Origin of the sequence: Rhizobium ruizarguesonis, from assembly GCF_012349115.1 — a bacterium.
GTDB lineage: Bacteria > Pseudomonadota > Alphaproteobacteria > Rhizobiales > Rhizobiaceae > Rhizobium > Rhizobium ruizarguesonis.
The window spans coordinates 17,596-35,932 of the sequence record NZ_PQIG01000090.1; the positions used below are offsets into that span (position 1 = coordinate 17,596).

Annotated in this window: 18 protein-coding genes; 10 read left to right on the plus strand and 8 right to left on the minus strand. The window is 61.3% G+C overall.

Translation table 11 applies throughout. The features are described 5' to 3' along the window. Positions 1-20: 20 nt before the first annotated feature. The 3 genes from mutY to C3Y91_RS22965 are packed head-to-tail and all read left to right on the plus strand — an operon-like array spanning position 21 to position 2,112. Positions 21-1,124 carry an A/G-specific adenine glycosylase gene (gene mutY, locus C3Y91_RS22955; RefSeq protein ID WP_131589235.1) on the plus strand — a complete coding sequence of 368 codons (1,104 nt, stop codon included), beginning with the start codon at positions 21-23 and terminating at the stop codon, positions 1,122-1,124. 2 nt (positions 1,125-1,126) lie between these two features. Then, a complete protein-coding gene (locus tag C3Y91_RS22960) occupies positions 1,127-1,741 on the plus strand; it encodes an HAD family hydrolase (protein WP_130686029.1) in 615 nt (204 codons plus the stop codon). A 5-nt stretch (positions 1,742-1,746) separates the two neighbouring features. Further along, positions 1,747-2,112: a nuclear transport factor 2 family protein gene (locus tag C3Y91_RS22965; RefSeq protein WP_130686028.1), complete on the plus strand. Its 366-nt coding sequence runs from the start codon at positions 1,747-1,749 to the stop codon at positions 2,110-2,112. Between the two features lie 168 nt (positions 2,113-2,280). Here the strand turns inward: C3Y91_RS22965 and C3Y91_RS22970 are convergent, their stop codons facing one another. From C3Y91_RS22970 to C3Y91_RS22985, 4 genes are all read right to left on the minus strand, one after another. After that, positions 2,281-3,435, minus strand: coding sequence for a site-specific DNA-methyltransferase (locus C3Y91_RS22970; protein WP_130785654.1), 1,155 nt, complete (start codon positions 3,433-3,435; stop codon positions 2,281-2,283). Positions 3,436-3,641: 206 nt separating this feature from the next. After that, the gene (locus C3Y91_RS22975) at positions 3,642-4,307 is read right to left on the minus strand and encodes a hypothetical protein (RefSeq protein WP_168575824.1); all 666 of its coding nucleotides are present in this window, start codon (positions 4,305-4,307) and stop codon (positions 3,642-3,644) included. Between the two features lie 152 nt (positions 4,308-4,459). Then, positions 4,460-4,810 carry an antibiotic biosynthesis monooxygenase family protein gene (locus C3Y91_RS22980; protein WP_130661073.1) on the minus strand — a complete coding sequence of 117 codons (351 nt, stop codon included), beginning with the start codon at positions 4,808-4,810 and terminating at the stop codon, positions 4,460-4,462. Beyond that, positions 4,807-5,136 (minus strand): NIPSNAP family protein, encoded by a 330-nt coding sequence (locus C3Y91_RS22985; protein WP_130681161.1) that lies wholly within the window; start codon positions 5,134-5,136, stop codon positions 4,807-4,809. The genes C3Y91_RS22980 and C3Y91_RS22985 overlap by 4 nt, the downstream gene beginning before the upstream one ends. Before the next feature lie 71 nt (positions 5,137-5,207). On the opposite strand from C3Y91_RS22985, the gene C3Y91_RS22990 reads away from it, so the two are divergent. After that, positions 5,208-5,894, plus strand: a complete 687-nt coding sequence (locus C3Y91_RS22990; RefSeq protein WP_164593830.1) for an ArsR/SmtB family transcription factor — start codon at positions 5,208-5,210, stop codon at positions 5,892-5,894. A 48-nt stretch (positions 5,895-5,942) separates the two neighbouring features. On the opposite strand, the gene C3Y91_RS22995 is transcribed toward C3Y91_RS22990, so the two are convergent. Both C3Y91_RS22995 and C3Y91_RS23000 read right to left on the minus strand, forming a co-directional pair. After that, positions 5,943-6,395, minus strand: a complete 453-nt coding sequence (locus C3Y91_RS22995) for a hypothetical protein (protein WP_164593828.1) — start codon at positions 6,393-6,395, stop codon at positions 5,943-5,945. Between the two features lie 226 nt (positions 6,396-6,621). Further along, complete coding sequence (locus C3Y91_RS23000; protein ID WP_003557162.1) at positions 6,622-6,831, minus strand: hypothetical protein; 210 nt, start codon at positions 6,829-6,831, stop codon at positions 6,622-6,624. A 262-nt stretch (positions 6,832-7,093) separates the two neighbouring features. Here C3Y91_RS23000 and C3Y91_RS23005 point away from each other — a divergent pair, with 262 nt between their 5' ends. Together C3Y91_RS23005 and C3Y91_RS23010 are read left to right on the plus strand one after the other, a co-directional pair. Further along, on the plus strand, positions 7,094-8,926 hold the full coding sequence (locus C3Y91_RS23005; RefSeq protein WP_130681157.1) for a methyl-accepting chemotaxis protein: 1,833 nt from the start codon (positions 7,094-7,096) through the stop codon (positions 8,924-8,926). 187 nt (positions 8,927-9,113) lie between these two features. Continuing rightward, a complete protein-coding gene (locus C3Y91_RS23010; protein WP_130681155.1) occupies positions 9,114-9,803 on the plus strand; it encodes an HAD family hydrolase in 690 nt (229 codons plus the stop codon). A 65-nt stretch (positions 9,804-9,868) separates the two neighbouring features. On the opposite strand, the gene C3Y91_RS23015 is transcribed toward C3Y91_RS23010, so the two are convergent. Together C3Y91_RS23015 and C3Y91_RS23020 are read right to left on the minus strand one after the other, a co-directional pair. Next, the gene (locus C3Y91_RS23015) at positions 9,869-10,591 is read right to left on the minus strand and encodes a PDZ domain-containing protein (RefSeq protein WP_018069133.1); all 723 of its coding nucleotides are present in this window, start codon (positions 10,589-10,591) and stop codon (positions 9,869-9,871) included. A gap of 543 nt (positions 10,592-11,134) precedes the next feature. Further along, positions 11,135-11,782 carry a hypothetical protein gene (locus tag C3Y91_RS23020; RefSeq protein WP_130681153.1) on the minus strand — a complete coding sequence of 216 codons (648 nt, stop codon included), beginning with the start codon at positions 11,780-11,782 and terminating at the stop codon, positions 11,135-11,137. A gap of 263 nt (positions 11,783-12,045) precedes the next feature. Between C3Y91_RS23020 and thrC the strand changes: the two genes are divergently transcribed. The 4 genes from thrC to C3Y91_RS23040 are packed head-to-tail and all read left to right on the plus strand — an operon-like array spanning position 12,046 to position 18,325. Then, the gene (gene thrC / locus C3Y91_RS23025) at positions 12,046-13,470 is read left to right on the plus strand and encodes a threonine synthase (protein ID WP_130785651.1); all 1,425 of its coding nucleotides are present in this window, start codon (positions 12,046-12,048) and stop codon (positions 13,468-13,470) included. A gap of 3 nt (positions 13,471-13,473) precedes the next feature. Beyond that, a complete protein-coding gene (locus C3Y91_RS23030) occupies positions 13,474-14,772 on the plus strand; it encodes a M16 family metallopeptidase (protein ID WP_017963152.1) in 1,299 nt (432 codons plus the stop codon). Positions 14,773-14,801: 29 nt separating this feature from the next. Next, positions 14,802-15,416, plus strand: a complete 615-nt coding sequence (locus C3Y91_RS23035; RefSeq protein WP_018069130.1) for a GNAT family N-acetyltransferase — start codon at positions 14,802-14,804, stop codon at positions 15,414-15,416. Further along, positions 15,413-18,325, plus strand: a complete 2,913-nt coding sequence (locus tag C3Y91_RS23040; protein WP_075224711.1) for a sensor domain-containing phosphodiesterase — start codon at positions 15,413-15,415, stop codon at positions 18,323-18,325. The genes C3Y91_RS23035 and C3Y91_RS23040 overlap by 4 nt, the downstream gene beginning before the upstream one ends. The last annotated feature ends 12 nt before the right edge of the window (positions 18,326-18,337 follow it).

Sequence of the window (18,337 nt, forward strand, 5' to 3'; positions counted from 1 at the left end):
TCCCCCCATCGCGGCAAATCATGACGATCACCACACTCGACACGCCCTTAGCAAAGCCCCTGCTCGACTGGTACGATCGCCATCACCGCGACCTGCCCTGGCGTGTGGCGCCGGGCATGGCGGCACGCGGCGTCAAGGCCGATCCCTATCGCGTCTGGCTGTCCGAGGTGATGCTGCAGCAGACGACGGTGCAGGCGGTCAAACCCTATTTCGAGCGGTTTCTCAAGCGCTGGCCCGAAGTGACCGATCTTGCCGCAGCTGAAAACGACGCGGTGATGGCTGCCTGGGCGGGCCTTGGCTATTACGCCCGGGCCCGCAACCTGAAGAAATGCGCCGAAGCAGTGGCGAACGAGCATGGCGGCGTCTTTCCCGATACCGAAGAGGGTCTCAGATCCCTGCCCGGCATTGGCGACTATACCGCCGCCGCCGTCGCGGCCATCGCCTTCAACCGGCGGGCGGCTGTCATGGACGGCAATGTCGAGCGGGTGATCTCCAGGCTCTATGCCATCGCCACGCCGCTTCCAGCCGCCAAGCCGGCGATGAAGCAGAAGGTGGCCCTGTTGACGCCTGCCGATCGGCCCGGCGATTTCGCCCAGGCGATGATGGATCTCGGGGCGACGATCTGCACGCCAAAGCGGCCGGCCTGTTCGCTCTGTCCGTTCCGGGGTGCCTGCGCGGCGCTCAAACTTTCCGATCCCGAGCTCTTTCCGGTCAAGGCGGCGAAGAAGGAGAAGCCGGTCAGATACGGCGCGGCCTTCATCGCGGTAACAGGTGATGGCGAGATCCTGTTGCGGCGGCGCATCGACAGCGGCCTGCTCGGCGGCATGACCGAGGTGCCGACGACCGCCTGGACGGCGCGCATCGACGGCGAGACCTCGGCTGCCGCCGCGCCCTTCGAGGCGGCATGGCAGGCCTCTGGCACCGTCATCCATGTCTTCACCCATTTCGAGCTCAGGCTTTCGATCTGGCGCGCCGCGATTGCAACCAAAGTCGCCATGGATGACGGCCCGAATGACGGATGGTGGGAGCCGGTTACAAATCTTGAAGCCCAGGCCTTGCCGACCATCATGAAAAAAGCGATCGCAGCGGCTATTCCTCTCGCGTTTAAAACATCCAAGGGATGACCATGACCACCGACATAAGACATATCGTTTTCGATATCGGCAAAGTCCTTATTCATTACGATCCGCATCTTCCCTTCAGCCGCCTCATCCCTGATGAAACGGAGCGCAACTGGTTCTTCGCCAATGTCTGCACCCATGACTGGAACATCGAGCAGGACCGCGGCCGCACATGGGCGGAAGCCGAAGCGCTGCTGATCGAACAGCACCCGGCGCGTGAAGAACAGATCCGCGCCTTCCGCAAATATTGGCACGAGATGGTGCCACACGCCTATGACGACAGCGTCGCGATCATGGAAGGGCTGATCGCCGAAGGGCGCGACGTGACGATGCTCACCAACTTCGCCTCCGACACATTCCGCGAGGCGCAGGCGCGCTTCCCCTTCCTGACCAAACCGCGCGGCGTCACGGTTTCCGGCGATGTCGGCCTGATCAAGCCCGATATCGCGATCTACGATACGCATACGAAAAGTTTCGGCCTCGACCCCGCTGCGACGATCTTCATCGACGACGCGCCGGTCAATGTCGAAGGCGCCAAGGCTTTCGGCTGGAATGCGGTGCTGTTTTCGGGGCCTGAGAAGCTGCGCAGCGATCTTGCCGCATACGGATTGAAGGTCTGAGACCCATGGCATTCGACCCCGCAGAAGAGATCGAACGTTTTCACGCCGCTATCAACGCCCTCGATTTTCCCGCAATCGAGGCCTATTTCGCCGAGGACGCGACCTATGTCTCGAACGGCGTCGGTAGCCTTGCCGGACGGGTTCAGATCATGGCCGCCTTCCGAAAATATTTCGACGACTATCCCGATCAGACGGCGGAAAATTCGCTGGTGGAAACGTTGACGCCGCTCTCCGGCCGATCGGTCTGGTCGGTGCGCGCCACCCACAGCAAATCAGGCAAGCCGCTGATCCGCGAGGGTGAGGAGACGATCACCTTCAATGCGGAAGGCCGCGTCACACGGGTCGAGGTCACCGATTACCAGGAGTTCTGATCAGATTTCTGAACTGGAGCAATTCCAGCAAAAGTGTTGAGCGGTTTTGCGTCCGGAATTGCGCAAAAACAAAAAGAGGACGCCCGGGTTTGACCCCGGGCGCCTTGGTCTTCTTCCGCAACTGGAGGGAAATCGGAAGAAGGTATCTCGATCTCGCGAAGGTGGTGCTCACTCCGCCTTTGCCAGATCACTGCGGATGACGGACCTGAGATCGTCGATCGGGCGCAGGGACTGCCCGTCTTCGAAATGCCAGAAGGTCCATCCGTTGCATGCATCGAGACCCTGCACCTTGGCGCCGAGACGATGAATGGAGCCGGCCTCGCCGCCTGAAGCGACCGTGCCGTCGGCGCGGACAATGGCGCTATAGCGGCGCTTGGCGTCGGTCAGCACCTGGCCGGGCTTGATCAGGCCGCTTTCAACCAGCACATTGAAGGCGACGCGGACTTCGGCCTTCTTGCCGGTCATGACGGTCAGTTCCGCCTTGCCGAGCGGCTCGACGGCGGCGATGCGGGCCGAGGCCGCATCGATATAATCCTGCTCACGCTCGATGCCCACGAAGTGACGGCCGAGTCGCTTGGCGACGGCGCCCGTCGTTCCCGAGCCGAAGAAGGGATCGAGCACGATATCGCCGGGCTTGGTCGAGGCCATGATGACACGGGCGAGCAGCGCCTCCGGCTTCTGCGTCGGATGCGCCTTCTTGCCGTCCTCGCCCTTCAGCCGCTCGCTGCCGTTGCAGATCGGGAAGAGCCAGTCGGAGCGCATCTGCACGTCGTCATTGGCGGCCTTCAGCGCATCGTAATTGAAGGTATAGCCCTTGGCCTTGGCGCTGGGGCTTGCCCAGATCATCGTCTCATGGGCGTTCTGGAAACGGCGGCCCTTGAAATTCGGCATCGGGTTGGTCTTGCGCCAGATGATGTCGTTGAGGATCCAGAAATTCAGATCCTGCAGCGTGGCGCCGACACGGAAGATATTGTGGTAGGAGCCGATCACCCAGATCGAGCCTGTCGGCTTCAGCACCCGCCGGCAGGCGAGCAGCCAGGCACGGGTGAAGGCGTCGTAGGCCTCGAAGGAGGCGAACTGATCCCATTCATCGTCGACCGCATCGACCAGCGACTGGTCGGGACGATGCAGCGTTCCGCCGAGTTGGAGATTATACGGCGGGTCGGCAAAGATGATGTCGACGGAGTGGCTGGGCAAAGCTTCAAGGGCGCTGACGCAATCGCCCTTGATGATCGTGTCGACCCAGGAATCCGAGCGGGATCCCGGCCGGGGATCCGACTTGACGGAAGCCTTGAGGTCGGCAAGCGGAAAAACTGATGCCATTCTGATACTCACTCATACGCTCTACGCTTAACTGTCCGTTATGGTTACGCAACTTAGTTACCAAAGCCTGAAGCGGTGGCCGATTTCGGGAATTTATTCGGGTGGCGGTCGAGTGAGCGAGTGGGAATGGCCGGCTCTCGGCAGCTGAACCGGTCTCCTTTGAGTCGACCGACCGCTGCTAAAGCCCAATCCACCTCACAAGCTATTCAGCGGTATCTCGGGCGGTCGAAATACTGGATTCCGCCTTCACAGGGAACGTCTCCGATCTTGCCGGATCGGACAGCGCCTTCCAGGAATTGCAGCATCTTTTCAGCTTTTGGTAACAAGCGGCGCGCTAATCGCTCAAGGCATGCGCTGGATTGCGAGAAGACACATTGGTCAGGGCGATTATGGCCTTCCCAATCCGGCACGCTCAATCCGAAAAACTGCGCTATCACAAAGCGCATGGAGCCTGCCCTGTTAGTCTTATCCATGGCCTCCAACGATATACTCGGCGAAGCTAGATCCAGCCCTTGCTTATTTTTAATTGCCAATGCCGCGAGGTACAGAGATACCTCCTCTGAGGAATGTCCTGGTATATTTGGATGAGCCCCGTATTTCGCGTAATAAGCCAAATCTACATATGACCATTTTTGCGGATCCGAGCGTGTATCCCACATCCTTAGCCAATATACCGAGCACTCTTTCTGCTTCGAAGTTGCAGCACTGGGTGAGATACTCAAAATGCAGAGCGCCGCAATCAAAGATTTGCTGAAATTTCTGCGCTGTCTGGTAGCATCGCACAATAGCAGAGTGGAAGAAATTGCTTGAACAATCGGCGTATTCGATAGCCGGCCCAGTTTTTCTCGTTCTAACTGGCTATCCTGGAGCACGATAAACACCTCCGATCGAACGGCTTCGGTGGCCTGACAAACGCAATCGTTAGATGAAATAAATTTGTTGTCACGCGCATAGTTCAGGGTTGCACCAGATGCAGCTTCACAAAGCCGGTCTGGCTATCAAGCGGGATCTAGGCCCTTACCTGTCACGCCGCGTCGTGAACCCTTCGGCTATCGGCCGGCGCTTCGTCGCGTTCGAACATGCCGTAATCGCGGGTGACACTGGCGATGCGCAGGCGATAATCGGCGAAGATGCCGCCGCGTCCGGCCTGCTGCGCTGCCCTATGAGCCTCGAGATTGCGCCACTCCTTGACCGCCGCTTCGTCGCGGAAGAAGGAGAGCGACAGCAGCTTGCCGCGGTTCGTCAGGCTCTCGAAACGCTCGATCGAGATGAAGCCGTCGATCTTTTCGAGTTCGCCGCGCAACTCGCCGGCGAGATCCAGATATTTGTGGCGTTCGCCCATATAGGGCACGACTTCGAAGATGACGGCGATCATGGCAGCACCAGCTTTGCGTGGGGAGCGGAGACATTTTTGAGGAAGATGCGATCCTCCTTCAGGATGAAGCCTTCGCGTCGGGCAAATTCATAATTCTCACGGCCGAGCGGATCGGCGGCCAGCCTGGCGCGATAGGCTTCGTAGGCGGCGAGGCTTTCGATATTGTAGACGCCGTAAGCGGTCGTTGCCGATCCCTCGTGTGGACCGAAATAGCCGATCAGGTCGGCGCCGTTTCGCGGGATCGCCTGGCCCCAGTTGCGGGCATATTCGGCAAACGCCTCCTTCTTGAAGGGGTCGATCTGATAGCGGATGAAGCAGGTGATCATCGGTTTCTCCTTTGGCTCTTCACCCGTTTTCGCACATTGCCCGATGGCGATGCTTCGGTTACGATCGAACTATGAAGGAAGGTCCAGACATTGCGCAGATCGGCGCGCTCATCGGCGATCCGGCGCGTGCCAACATGCTGGCAGCACTCACCGGCGGCCGGGCGCTGACCGCGACTGAGCTTGCCGGCGTCGGGGGCATCACCGTGCAGACGGCGAGCACGCATCTTGCCAAGCTCGAGGCCGGCGGGCTGCTAACCCAGCGCAAGCAGGGCCGCCACCGTTATTTCACCCTGGCTGACGAGGCCGTCGCCCGGCTGATCGAAAGCATGATGGGTTTTGCCGCCGGGCGCGGCCATCTGCGCCACCAGCCGGGACCGAAGGAGCCGGCGCTGCGCAAGGCGCGCATCTGCTACGATCACCTTGCTGGCGATTATGGCGTGCGCATGCTCGACAGCCTGATTGCCTCCGGCTCGATCGACGCGGTCGGAGACGGCCTGGCGCTGACGGAAAAGGGCGAAGGCGATCTCAAACGCATCGGCATTAATGTCGGCGACCTCAGATCGTCGCGCCGGCCGCTCTGCCGCTCCTGCCTCGACTGGAGCGAAAGACGCGCGCATCTGGCCGGCAGCCTCGGCAAGGCGCTGCTTTCAAGCTTCCTCGACAAAGGCTGGGCGCGGCGAACGGCCGAAAGCCGCTCGATCCTGTTTTCGCCGGAGGGCGACCGGCAGTTCCTGAGGCTTTTTCCGGTCGATCCGTAGGTTATTGCGGACCTGCAAGACGTTCCAGGGCAGTATCCAGCGCCGCCCTCATCCCCCTGCCCTCTTTTCATCTTCCTGCCGCACATGCGCCCGCAGCGCAGCGAGAGTGAGCGCCAGCGCCGCGTGATTGCTCTCGGCTTCACCCAGCACGCTTTCGCTGTCCTTGATCTCGCGCAGCTGCGCACCGTAGAGCGAATCATCCGGTGTCTGGCGGCCGCGGGCAAGGTGCCAAACCGCATCCGGCCGGACTTCCCGGCACAGATCGATGGCGTGATTGACGTCGTGTGTGAAGGGCCGCGCCATCAGGAAGCCGTGCTCCGACTTGATACTGCTCGGCAGGTAGTCGTTAGGACCGTCGAAATCGTTGGGCTCGGCCGGCCGGAGTTGCTTCAACAAGAAGGCACAGGTGATGAAGGCGTCGATCCGGCTGTCGGGCATGTCAGTCTTTTCCAGGGTTTCGATGATGTCCTCGATCGTCATGCAGTCTTCCTCTTCATCCATTCTATAGACATGCCGCTTGTTCTCCTCCCAAGAGCGGCGGTGACGTCCTCCTCGATCGCCATCTAGTGCATGAGAATGCCAAAGGTAGTCCTGGGGCTGCGGTTAGTCTGGCATGACGCGGAGTTGATGGATGTCGCGCCATCCTCAACGAAGGCGCATGTCTGCCGTCTCGGTAACAGGCTCGCCTGCTGCCTGGCCGTGCTCGCAAGCTATCGACGGCTTACCTCTAGCAGCCTTTCTTCCTCATCTTCCTTTCGATCTTGGCTCTCTTGTCGGTGCCATCCCCGGCATGTTTTCCGCCGGTCAGGGCATTATCCTTCATCGCCTGCAGCTGCGCACAGCTTCGGTGCTTGCCCTTGGCGATGACGTCGGTGGATGTGAAGGCAAACAGCAGCACTACGGCTGCTGCCGGTCGGACGAAAGCTGAAAGCCTCATGGTCCCTCTCCCATTGCGCATGCACCGTACGCCCCAGCCGGGGAAGCAGCAATCAACCTCGACGAGGCGCCTGCACTCGCTCAGGTCCGTCGTTCTATCGGCATCGGGCCTCCGCGCGACCCACAAAGAGTTCAACTTTTTGTCGAAATTGAAATATACACCACAACCTCTTGTTTTTGCGCCGCTAAGCGACATGGTGCTGAGAAAATAATTAAGCATGTTCGGCTACTCTCACGTTCTAAATTAACGAGAGAGCCCTGTCATGGCGTCGATCCAGCATAAGATCATCATTGCGAGCATCGCGATTTTCGGGTTGGCGGGCGGCGCCACAGGCGTCGGTATCTGGTCAGCCTCCATCCTTTCTGCAAACAGCGCCGATGTCAGCCAGTCAGCGCAAATTCTGCGCAATCACATGCAGGCCGACATGATGCATGACGCGCTGCGCGCCGACGTACTCGCATCGATGCTGGCATCCAACCCGGCAGCAGGCATCGCCGCTGACGCGGTGAAGGCAGATCTGGTGGAGCACGAGGCGTCGTTCCGGGAGATGATTGACGCAAACAAGGCGCTTGCCTCCGACGACAAGACCAAAACGATCCTTGCCGGCGTCGAACGTCCCCTCCTTGCCTATATGGAAAGCGCCACGAAGATGGTCGATCTCGCCGGCAAGGATCCCACCGCGGCATTGAAGGCATTGCCGGATTTCATGGCGCAGTTCTCGACGCTGGAAACGGCCATGGAACAGACCGGGGACCAGATCACGGCGGCGTCGGACGATATTTCCAAGCACAGCGCCGAGATAAAAGCTTCGGTCGATATTGTTCTGAAGGCACTTCTCGCTGCGGCCGCGCTGTTTGCGCTCGGCCTCTATTTCCTGACCCGCAAGACCGTCACCAAACCGATCCTTTCGCTTTCCAATGACATGCAAAAGCTTGCCGGCGGTGACACAGCCATTGCCTGCACCGGGATCGGCCGCACCGATGAAATCGGAACGATGGCATCGGCCGTCGAAATCTTCCGCCAGGCGGCGATTGCCAATAAGCAGCTTGAGCAAGACGCCGAGGCAGCCCGATTGCAGGGCGAAACCGAGCGGGTCACGGCGCGCAAGCAGGCTGACGAAGATGCCGCCGAACGGCTGCGGGCGGCGACATCGGGTCTCGCCGCAGGCTTGAAGCGGCTTGCATCCGGCGATCTCGCCTTCCAGATCGAAGAGCCTTTCGCCCCAGACTTTGAGGGCCTCCGGCATGATTTCAACATGTCGATCAGGCAGCTCGATCAGACGCTCGGCGCGATTGCGACCGCCATTGCCGCGATCGACGAAGGCACCAGGGAAATCGCCTCCGGGGCCGGCGATCTGTCAAAACGAACCGAACAGCAGGCAGCCTCTCTCGAAGAAACCGCCGCAGCGCTCGATCAGATCACCGCCAATGTCTCGAACTCGAGCAAGCGGACCGATGAGGCACGCACCGAAGCGACCGATGCAAACCGCAATGCCGCCAAGTCTTCGGAAGTCGTGTCGCATGCCGAAGAAGCCATGCGCCGCATCGAGGCTTCGTCCCAGCAGATTTCCAGCATTATCGGCGTGATCGACGAGATCGCCTTCCAGACCAATCTGCTGGCGCTGAACGCCGGCGTCGAAGCGGCACGCGCCGGAGACGCAGGCAAGGGTTTTGCGGTGGTCGCCCAGGAAGTCCGCGAACTCGCCCAGAGATCGGCTCAGGCGGCAAAGGAAATCAAAGGCCACATCCAGAAATCGTCGGTGGAAGTAGATAGCGGCGTCAAACTGGTTCTCGACACCAGCCAGGTTCTGAAGGCGATCAGCGAGCAGATTGCCCGCATCAATCAGCACATGGATGCAATCGCCGTATCGGCCAGAGAGCAGTCGACCGGCCTTGCCGAAGTCAACACCGCCGTCAATTCCATGGACCAGGTGACCCAGCAGAACGCGGCGATGGTGGAGCAATCCACCGCGGCATCCGGCCAGCTTGCACAGGAAGCTGCCAAGCTGCGCGAACTCGTTTCCCGGTTCAGGCTTCGCGCGACAGCTTCGACGCAACCTGCAGCGGGACGCCGGGGTGGGCAGCTGGCGGCCTGACGGCTGCTATCTGCTCGCCATTGTTCATTCCTGCGCCAACCCGACACGACCGATCCGGCAGCAATGCCGGAGCCGGTCGTCTGCCGCATCGCAGCCATGCTTGAGATCAGGTTGAGCTTTGGCCGGGCATCGTGTAAAGCCGCAGCATTCCCGGACAAGGCCCAGACTTTCAGCAAGGCGTGAACATATGGACGGCTTCGACCTCATCATCTTCGATTGCGACGGCGTTCTCGTCGATTCGGAAATCATCGCGGCGGAAGTCGAATCCGCGCTTCTGACAGAGGCCGGATATCCGATCGGCGTCGAAGAAATGGGCGAGCGCTTCGCCGGCATGACATGGCGCAACATCCTGCTGCAGATCGAGCGCGAGGCGAGCATCCCGCTTTCGGCGTCGCTGCTGGACAAGTCGGAGCATATGCTCGACCTCAGGCTGGCGCAGGATGTCCAGGCCATTCCGGGTGTCGAGTTCGCCGTCTCCAGGCTGCCGATGAAGCGCTGCATCTGCTCGAATTCGAGCACCAAGCGGCTCGACATGATGCTGACCAAGGTGGGGCTGAAGCCGCTGTTTGCGCCGACCATTTTCTCCGCCAAGGATCTTGGCCCCGACCGCGCCAAGCCGAAGCCCGACATCTTCCTGCACGGCGCAAGCCAAATGGGTGTTTCGCCTGACAAGGTTGTTGTGGTCGAAGATTCCGTGCACGGCGTGCATGCGGCGCGCGCCGCCGGCATGCGCGTCATCGGCTTCACCGGCGCCTCGCACACCTATCCCGCCCATGCCGACAAGTTGACGGATGCCGGCGCCGAAACGGCAATCTCCCGCATGAACGACCTGCCGGGCGTCGTTGCCGCACTGGCGGCCTGGGACAACGTTCTCTGACGAGCCTAAGCGCAGTTCGTTTGTCGAATTCGGACGAGCGCTTCTCGCCGTCACGACGGCTGGATTCAGCCGTCGTCACCCGAATCATCCGAGCCGTCGTCGCCGGAATCGTCCGAGCTGTCATCGCCTGAATCGTCCGAGTTGTCGTCACTGCTGTCGTCCGCATCGTCGCTGGAATCAGCGTCCGCCGACTCGTCCTGGGTCAGGTCCTCTTCAACCGTCGTCTCCTCGCTCTCCTCGGAAGTCTCAATTTCCGTCGATTCCACCGAAACATATTCCTCGTAGGACGACGAGCTTACCGTCGTGTCAGTCTCCCAACTAGAGATTTCGCTGACCGCAATCGTGTCGTTGTAGGATTCGAGTGTGATAATTGCGGCAACGGCGATCACTGCCCCACCACGCGCGACGCTGAAGGACATATCGGAATGTCCGGCCTTCAACTGGCGGCGCACGGCAACATCGACGTCGATCGGCTTATGAACCTTATGGCCCTGTACTTCAGCCAAAACGTCGCCCGGCTTGATCCCCTGCTTGTCGGCAACGCCGCCGGGCTTGACGGAAAGCACCAGAACACCGTGCGCGCCTTTGTCGAGTTTGAACTTCTTGATCACGCCCTTGTTGATCGGCAGCAGCAGCGCATCGAGCGCCTTGGATATCATCGGCCCAGATTTCGCATGGGCCGCCGGCGGGGTTGCCGCGAAGGCGGAGTGAACCCCGGCAAACGGAGAAGCAATATGTGCGACGACGATCAGTGCTCGGAAGGCACGATACGAATTCTTCAAGACCATCTCCTGGGTTGGCGCGAACAAGCTCCTGCTTCGTTCCGCACGGAGACGGTAGTCGACGGCTTCTAAGGATGTCTTAAATGAAGCAATGACCCAGAAAATAAAATATAGAAAACACTATATACTTCACTTGCTTGGCTCAATATTGGCCGCGTCTCGGTGCAACACCAGCAGTACCCACTCACGGATATCCGCTTTAAACGGATCCGAGTGCTGTCGCCGATCGGCAAGAAGAAGCGATACCACGGATTGGATCTTACCGCCGTTCACGCAGCAGAGCCCAGCCCACCTGCCGGTCGCAAACGCATCGAGTGGAAGCTGCTGATCGATATATCGTGGCCGGACCTGTCCTCGTCATGGCGATAACTTTCGTTGGACGCGGTCGCGGGCTATGTGGAGGCATCTCCTTTTTCTCGCCACTGCTGTCGCCCTGGCGGCGATGGCTGCCCCCTGACCCTAACCTGCCGGAGTCGAGACACTTGGCTCGACCCGGGTCGCGGCGGCGGCCGGATGAGGAGCCGCCGTTAGGTCGAAGCCCGAATTGCCCTAGCTGCTCTTCTTGGTCTTTGCCGGCTGGGTGTCGAAGCCGATATTGATGCGCACCAGGGCGCCGGAGCCGACCGGCATCGTGATGCCGTCCTTGCGGAAGATCACCTGCGTGCCCGGCGCACCCGCCGGGATCTCGGTCGGGAACTTGGTGACCTCGGAATAGAGCACGGTCTCGCCATCGACGACGGAGATACGGATCGGCAACGTCACCGGGCCCGGCGTGCCGGCCGGGCCGGTGATCAGGCGCAGCTGGGCGACGACCGTCATCGTCAGATTCGTGTCGTTCAGCGTGCACTGGCGGGTGTAATCGCCGAAGGAGGCCTGGAAGACGATCTGCTGCGGATCGTCCTTCTTGCCCTTGGCATAGGTGCGGAAGATCGCATCCTGGTCACGCATGAAGATCTGCGGGCAGGCGCCCTGGACGACGGGGGCGACCGTGCCCTGCGCCGTCGTGGCCGTGCCGATCGAGGGATTGTTCGAGGACGGGTTGGCGGGCGCCAGCGGCATGATCTGGGCGGTGCCGTTCGGCTGCGTCGCCGGCGCCGACGACTTGCTGTCGCCGCCTATGCCGAGCGAGTTGCAACCAGTGAGCAGGGCAAGAAAAGATGCGGAGACGATGAGACGCGAGACCTTGCCGAGCACCATATTCCATCCCTTGTGCAAGCGTTTCTTGGAGGCCCCATGTCTTTTTCGCAGGGCCTTTCATGACGGTTTGCGATGGTCTATATCAGCGGCGTAAACAAAAATCGATTGGGTAAGCGCCGTTTTGATGCACTTTTCGCCGCCGGATGCGGGCAACGTCAACAGCATACCCGCGATGCCATGCCTGCAGGGCGGCGCCTCTTCGATTTCCAGCGGACCGAGCCACGGCTGCGGCGAGCCGGATTTCCTTCAGCGATAGATCAAGGATGATGAACGTGGACTATATCTCGACCCGCGGCGAGGCCCCTTCCCTCGGCTTTTGCGACGCCCTGCTGACGGGGCTGGCGCGCGACGGCGGGCTCTACGTTCCGCGCAAATGGCCGAGCTTTTCGAAGAAGGAGATCCGCGCGCTGCGCGGCAAGACCTATCAGGAAATCGCCTTCACCATTCTGTCGCCCTTCACCAATGGCGAGATCCCCGACGACACCTTCCGGGCGATGATCGATGAGGCCTACGGCACCTTCCGCCATCCGGCGATCGCGCCGCTCGTCCAGACCGGGCCGAACAGCTTCGTCATGGAGCTGTTCCACGGCACGACGCTCGCCTTCAAGGATGTGGCGATGCAATTGCTCGCCCGGCTGATGGACTATGCGCTCGAGAAGCGCGGCGAGCGGGCGACGATCGTCGGCGCCACCTCGGGCGACACCGGCGGGGCTGCGATCGACGCCTTCGCGGGCCGAGAGCGCACCGACATCTTCATCCTTTTCCCGCATGGCAAGGTCTCGCCGGTGCAGCAGCGACAGATGACGACCTCGTCGTCACCAAACGTGCATGCGCTTGCCGTCGAGGGCAATTTCGACGATTGCCAGAACCTCGTGAAAGCGATGTTCAACGACGTGGCCTTCCGCGACAAGGTCCGACTATCAGGCGTCAACTCGATCAACTGGGCGCGCATCATGGCCCAGATCGTCTATTATTTCACGGCGGCCGTGGCGCTCGGCGGCCCCGACCGGAAGATCTCGTTCACGGTGCCCACCGGCAATTTCGGCGATATCTTCGCCGGCTACTGCGCCAAGCGCATGGGCCTGCCGATCGACCGGCTGGTGATCGCCACCAACGAAAACGACATCCTGGCGCGGACGCTGAAGACCGGGCGCTACGACATGAAGGCGGTCAAGGCGACGAGTTCGCCGTCGATGGACATCCAGATCTCCTCGAACTTCGAACGGCTGCTGTTCGAAGCCTATGATCGCGACGCCTCGAAGGTGCGCGCGGCGATGGAAAGCCTCAAGCAATCCAACGGCTTCGAGATCGGCGAGCAAGCGCTGAAGGCGATCCGCCGCAACTTCCGCGCCGGGCGCGCCAGCGAGAAGCAGGTGGCCGAGACGATCCGCAAGACCCATGCCGAGACCGGCTATCTGCTGGATCCGCATTCGGCGATCGGCGTCTTCGTCGCTGCCAAGAAAGAAAAGCCGAATACGCCGATGGTGACGCTTTCGACCGCGCATCCGGCGAAATTCCCGGTCGCCGTAAAATCCGCCTGCGGTATTGACCCGGCGCTTCCGACGTGGCTTGCTGATCTGATGCACAGGGAGGAGCGTTTCCAGATCATCAAACCGGAGCTGAAAGCCGTTGAGACTTTTATCGGCCAGCATGCCCGCGGCGAGACGACAGCAGGCGCAGAAAGATAGCCAATGACAGTTGAGTGCACCCGGCTGAAATCCGGGCTGACAGTAGTCACAGAGACCATGCCGCATCTTGAAAGCGTTGCGCTCGGAGTCTGGATCAAATCGGGATCGCGTAACGAGACGGACAACGAGCACGGCATCGCCCATCTGCTCGAACACATGGCCTTCAAGGGCACGGCGCGCCGCACGGCCCGCCAGATTGCCGAGGAGATCGAGGATGTCGGCGGCGAAGTCAATGCCGCGACCTCGACCGAGACGACCTCCTATTATGCCCGCGTGCTCAAGGATTACGTGCCGCTCGCCGTCGACATCCTCGCCGATATCCTGACCGAATCGGCCTTCGAGGAAGAGGAGCTGGAGCGCGAGAAGCAGGTGATCCTGCAGGAGATCAACGCCGCCAACGACACGCCCGACGACGTGGTGTTCGACCGGTTCTCCGAGGCCGCCTATCGCGATCAGACGCTCGGCCGGGCGATCCTCGGCACGCCGGAGACCGTCGTCTCCTTCACGCCGCAGCAGATCCGTGGCTATCTCGGCCGCAACTACACGACCGACCGCATGTTCGTGGTCGCCACCGGCGCCGTCGAGCATGAAGAATTCCTGCGCATGGTCGAGGATCGTTTCGCAAGCCTGCCGACGACCCCTTCCGCCCCGCCCGTCATGGAACCGGCGCGTTATATCGGCGGCAGCGTGCGCGAACCGCGCGACCTGATGGACGCGCAGATCCTGCTCGGCTTCGAAGGCAAGCCTTATCATGCCCGCGATTTCTACTGCTCGCAGATCCTCGCCAATATCCTTGGCGGCGGCATGTCCTCCAGGCTCTTCCAGGAAGTGCGCGAGTTCCGCGGCCTCTGTTATTCCGTCTATGCCTTCCACTGGGGCTTTTCCGACACCGGCATCTTCGGCATTCATGCCGCGACCGGCGGCGAAAACCTGCCGGAGCTGGTGCCCGTCATCATCGACGAGCTGCACAAATCAGCCGATGCGATCCACCAGAAGGAAATCGAGCGCGCCCGCGCCCAGATCCGTGCCCAGCTGTTGATGGGTGCGGAAAGCCCGGCCGCCCGCGCCGGCCAGATCGCCAGGCAGATGATGCTCTACGGCCGGCCGATCTCCAATCCGGAGATGATGGAACGGCTGGAAGGCATCACCATCGAGCGGCTGACCGACCTCGCCGGCCGGCTGTTCTATGACACGGTGCCGACGCTTTCGGCGATCGGGCCACTGGAACAGCTCGCGCCGATGGAAGACATCACTGCCTCGCTTTCGGTGCCGGCGTCGAAGACGCTTCAGGCAAGCCGCTGAGCCGACGTCCGTCCTGCCGGGAGTGATCGATGCCAAAATCGGTTTTTCGGTTCCTGTCTCGGCAGCCGGAAGCGGTGGAGCTGGAGAACGACAGATACCTGCTGCGCCTGCCGCGCTATCAGGATTTCAACCAGTGGCACCGGCTGCGTGCCGAAAGCCGCAAGTTCCTCGAGCCCTGGGAGCCGACCTGGCGGCGCGACGAATTGACGGAAGGCGCCTACCGCGCCCGCGTCGTCCGCGGCAAGCAGGAATATACCTCGGGTCAGGCGGTGCCGCTGTTCATTTTCCTGAAAGGCGACATGACGCTCGTCGGCGGCGTCACCATCGGTTACATCAGAAGGGGTGCGGCACAAAGCTGCATGATCGGCTACTGGATGGGCGAACGTCATGCCGGCCAAGGGCATATGTTCGCCGCTCTTCAAATGGTTATTCCTTACATCTTCACCGGGCTTGAGTTGCACCGTATCGAAGCAGCCTGTATTCCAGATAACGCGCGCAGCATCCGTCTGCTTGAAAAAGCCGGGTTTCAGAGGGAAGGCTATCTGCGCGGATATTTGAAGATCAACGGTCAGTGGCATGACCATGTGATGTTTTCACGTCTCGCCACCGATACGGATAAAGGCAGGAAAACCGACAGCCGATGACAAGAGACCGCATGCTGCCCAAGTCACCGTCCGGACGAGTGATCGCGGTGATCGCAGCCCTTTTCCTGGCGGCCTTCGCCTTCGTGGCGGGTGTTGCCCAGGCGGCCGAACCGGTAAAAATTTCCCGTGACGATACCGCGCTCGACCTGACGGCGACGACCGAGATCTACGCCAACCAGGGCGAGGCTTTCCAGGTTTCGACGGCAGCCGGCGCCGACGGTATCCGCCGCCGCATCGAGGTCAGGGCAAGCTCGGAGAACCATCAGGGCGACTGGGCGGTGTTTGCGCTTGCCAACGTTTCGGAAGAACAGCTCGAGCGCGTCATCGTCGCGCCGCATTTCCGTCTGGTCAATTCCAAGCTGTTCTGGCCGGATCTCGGTTCGCAGCGCATTAGCGCGATCACGCCGAGCGAAGGCTTCGCGCTCGACCGGCAGCCGAGCGACGAGGCGGACGTCTTCCGCATCACGCTGAACCCCGGCGCCGTCATCACCTTCGTCGCCGAACTGTCGACGCCGGAGCTGCCGCAGATCTATCTCTGGGAACCGGACGCCTACAAGGATACGATCAACGCCTTCACGCTCTACCGCGGCATCGTGCTTGGCATTGCCGGCCTGCTCGCTGTGTTCCTGACCATTCTCTTTGTCGTCAAGGGCACCTCGATGCTGCCGGCGACAGCCGCCCTTGCCTGGGCGGTGCTCGGTTACATCTGCGTCGACTTCGGTTTTCTCGGCAAGCTGATCAGCGTCGCCTCGGCGGACCAGCGAATATGGCGCGCCTGCGCCGAGGTGGCGCTGGCCTCGAGTTTCGTCATCTTCCTCTTCACCTATCTCAACCTCAACCGCTGGCATGCGCATCTCGGCTACGCCACACTTGCCTGGGTGCTCGGCCTTGCCCTGCTCTTTGGCGTGGCGATCTACGATCCGTCGATTGCCGCCGGCATTGCCAGGCTTTCCTTCGCGCTGACGGCGACGATGGGGCTGCTGCTGATCATCTATCTCGGCTTCAACCGCTATGACCGCGCCATCCTTTTGGTGCCGGCCTGGGCGCTGATCCTTGTCTGGCTGTTCGGGGCCTGGCTGACGGTCACCGGACGGCTCGACAACGACATCATCCAGCCAGCACTTGGCGGCGGCCTGGTGCTCATCGTGCTGTTGATCGGCTTCACCGTGATGCAGCACGCCTTTGCCGGCGGCGCCTTCCAGCAGGGGCTGTTTTCCGATCTCGAGCGGCAATCGCTGGCGCTGACCGGCTCCGGCGACATGGTGTGGGATTGGGACGTGGCGCGCGACCGCGTCGTCACCATTCCCGACGTCTCGATCAAGCTCGGCCTTTCCCAGGGCGCCATGCATGGCGCGGCTCGCAACTGGCTGCCGCGGCTGCACCCCGACGACCGCGACCGCTTCCGCGCCACGCTCGACGTGCTGCTCGAACATCGCCGCGGGCGGCTGAACCACGAATTCCGCATCCGCGCCGAGGACGGGCATTTCCACTGGCTGCTGATCCGCGCCCGGCCGGTGCTCGGCTCAAACGGCGAAATCATCCGCTGCGTCGGCACGATCGTCGACGTGACCGAGCAGAAGAACTCCGTCGAGCGGCTGCTGCATGATGCGCTGCACGACAATCTGACCGGCCTTCCGAACCGCCAGGTCTTCCTCGACCGGCTGCAGTCGGTGCTGGCACTGGCGCCGGGTGGCGATACGCTCAGACCGACGGTGATGGTGATCGACATCGACCGCTACAAGCTGGTCAATGATTCGCTCGGCGTTGCCGCCGGCGACAACATCCTCATCGCGCTGACGCGGCGGCTACGCCGGCTCTTGAAACCGCAGGACACGCTGGCGCGGCTTGCCGGCGACCAGTTCGGCCTCATCCTGGTTTCCGAGCACAATCCGGCCAAGGTCGCCGATTTTGCCGATGCGATCAGCAAGGCGATCATGGTGCCGATCAACTTCTCCAATCGCGAGATCATCCTGACGGCCTCGGTCGGCCTTGCCTCCTGGGTCGACCGGCAGGAGAGCGCCACCGGCCTGCTCAGCGACGCCGAGCTCGCGATGTACCGGGCAAAGCGGGCCGGCGGCAACCGTGTCGAGCCATTCCAGCCGGCCTTCCGCGACTTCGGCACCGACCGGCTGCAGCTCGAAACGGATCTGCGCCGCGCCATCGAACGCAAGGAATTGTCGATGGTCTACCAGCCGATCGCACGGCTGGAGGATGTCGAGGTCGCCGGTTTCGAGGCATTGATGCGCTGGGAACATCCCAAGCGCGGCAATATCCCGCCGTCCGAATTCATTCCGATCGCCGAGGCCTCCGATCTTATCGGCCCGCTCGGCATGTTCGCGCTGGAACAGGCGACCAACGATCTGATGAGCTGGCAGCACCAGACCGGCGAATTGCCGATCTTCGTCTCGATCAATCTGTCGAGCGTGCAGTTGCTCAACAACGAGCTCTATGACGACGTGCGTTCGGTTCTCGCCAAGACGCATTGCAACCCCTCACGTCTCAAGCTCGAACTGACGGAATCCATGGTGATGGAAAATCCGGAACAGGCCCGGCTGGTGCTACAGAAGCTGAAGGAAGCCGGCATCGGGCTGGCGCTCGACGATTTCGGCACCGGATATTCGTCGCTCGCCTATCTCACGCGCTTCCCCTTCGACATGATCAAGCTCGACAAGGCGCTGGTGCGCGACAGCAGCGATAAGAAGGCGACCGTGCTCAAATCGGTGATCGCTATGGCGCGCGAGCTTGAGATGAAGGTGGTGGCGGAGGGGATCGAATCCAACGAGGATGCGATCGAACTCGCCAAGATGGGCTGCAACTACGGCCAGAGCTATCTTTTCGGGCCGCCAATCCCTTCGGAATCGGTGCTGCGGCTGCTTCGCGACCGATTTCCGCTGACGAAACGGGCCTGAGCGGAACGGCTG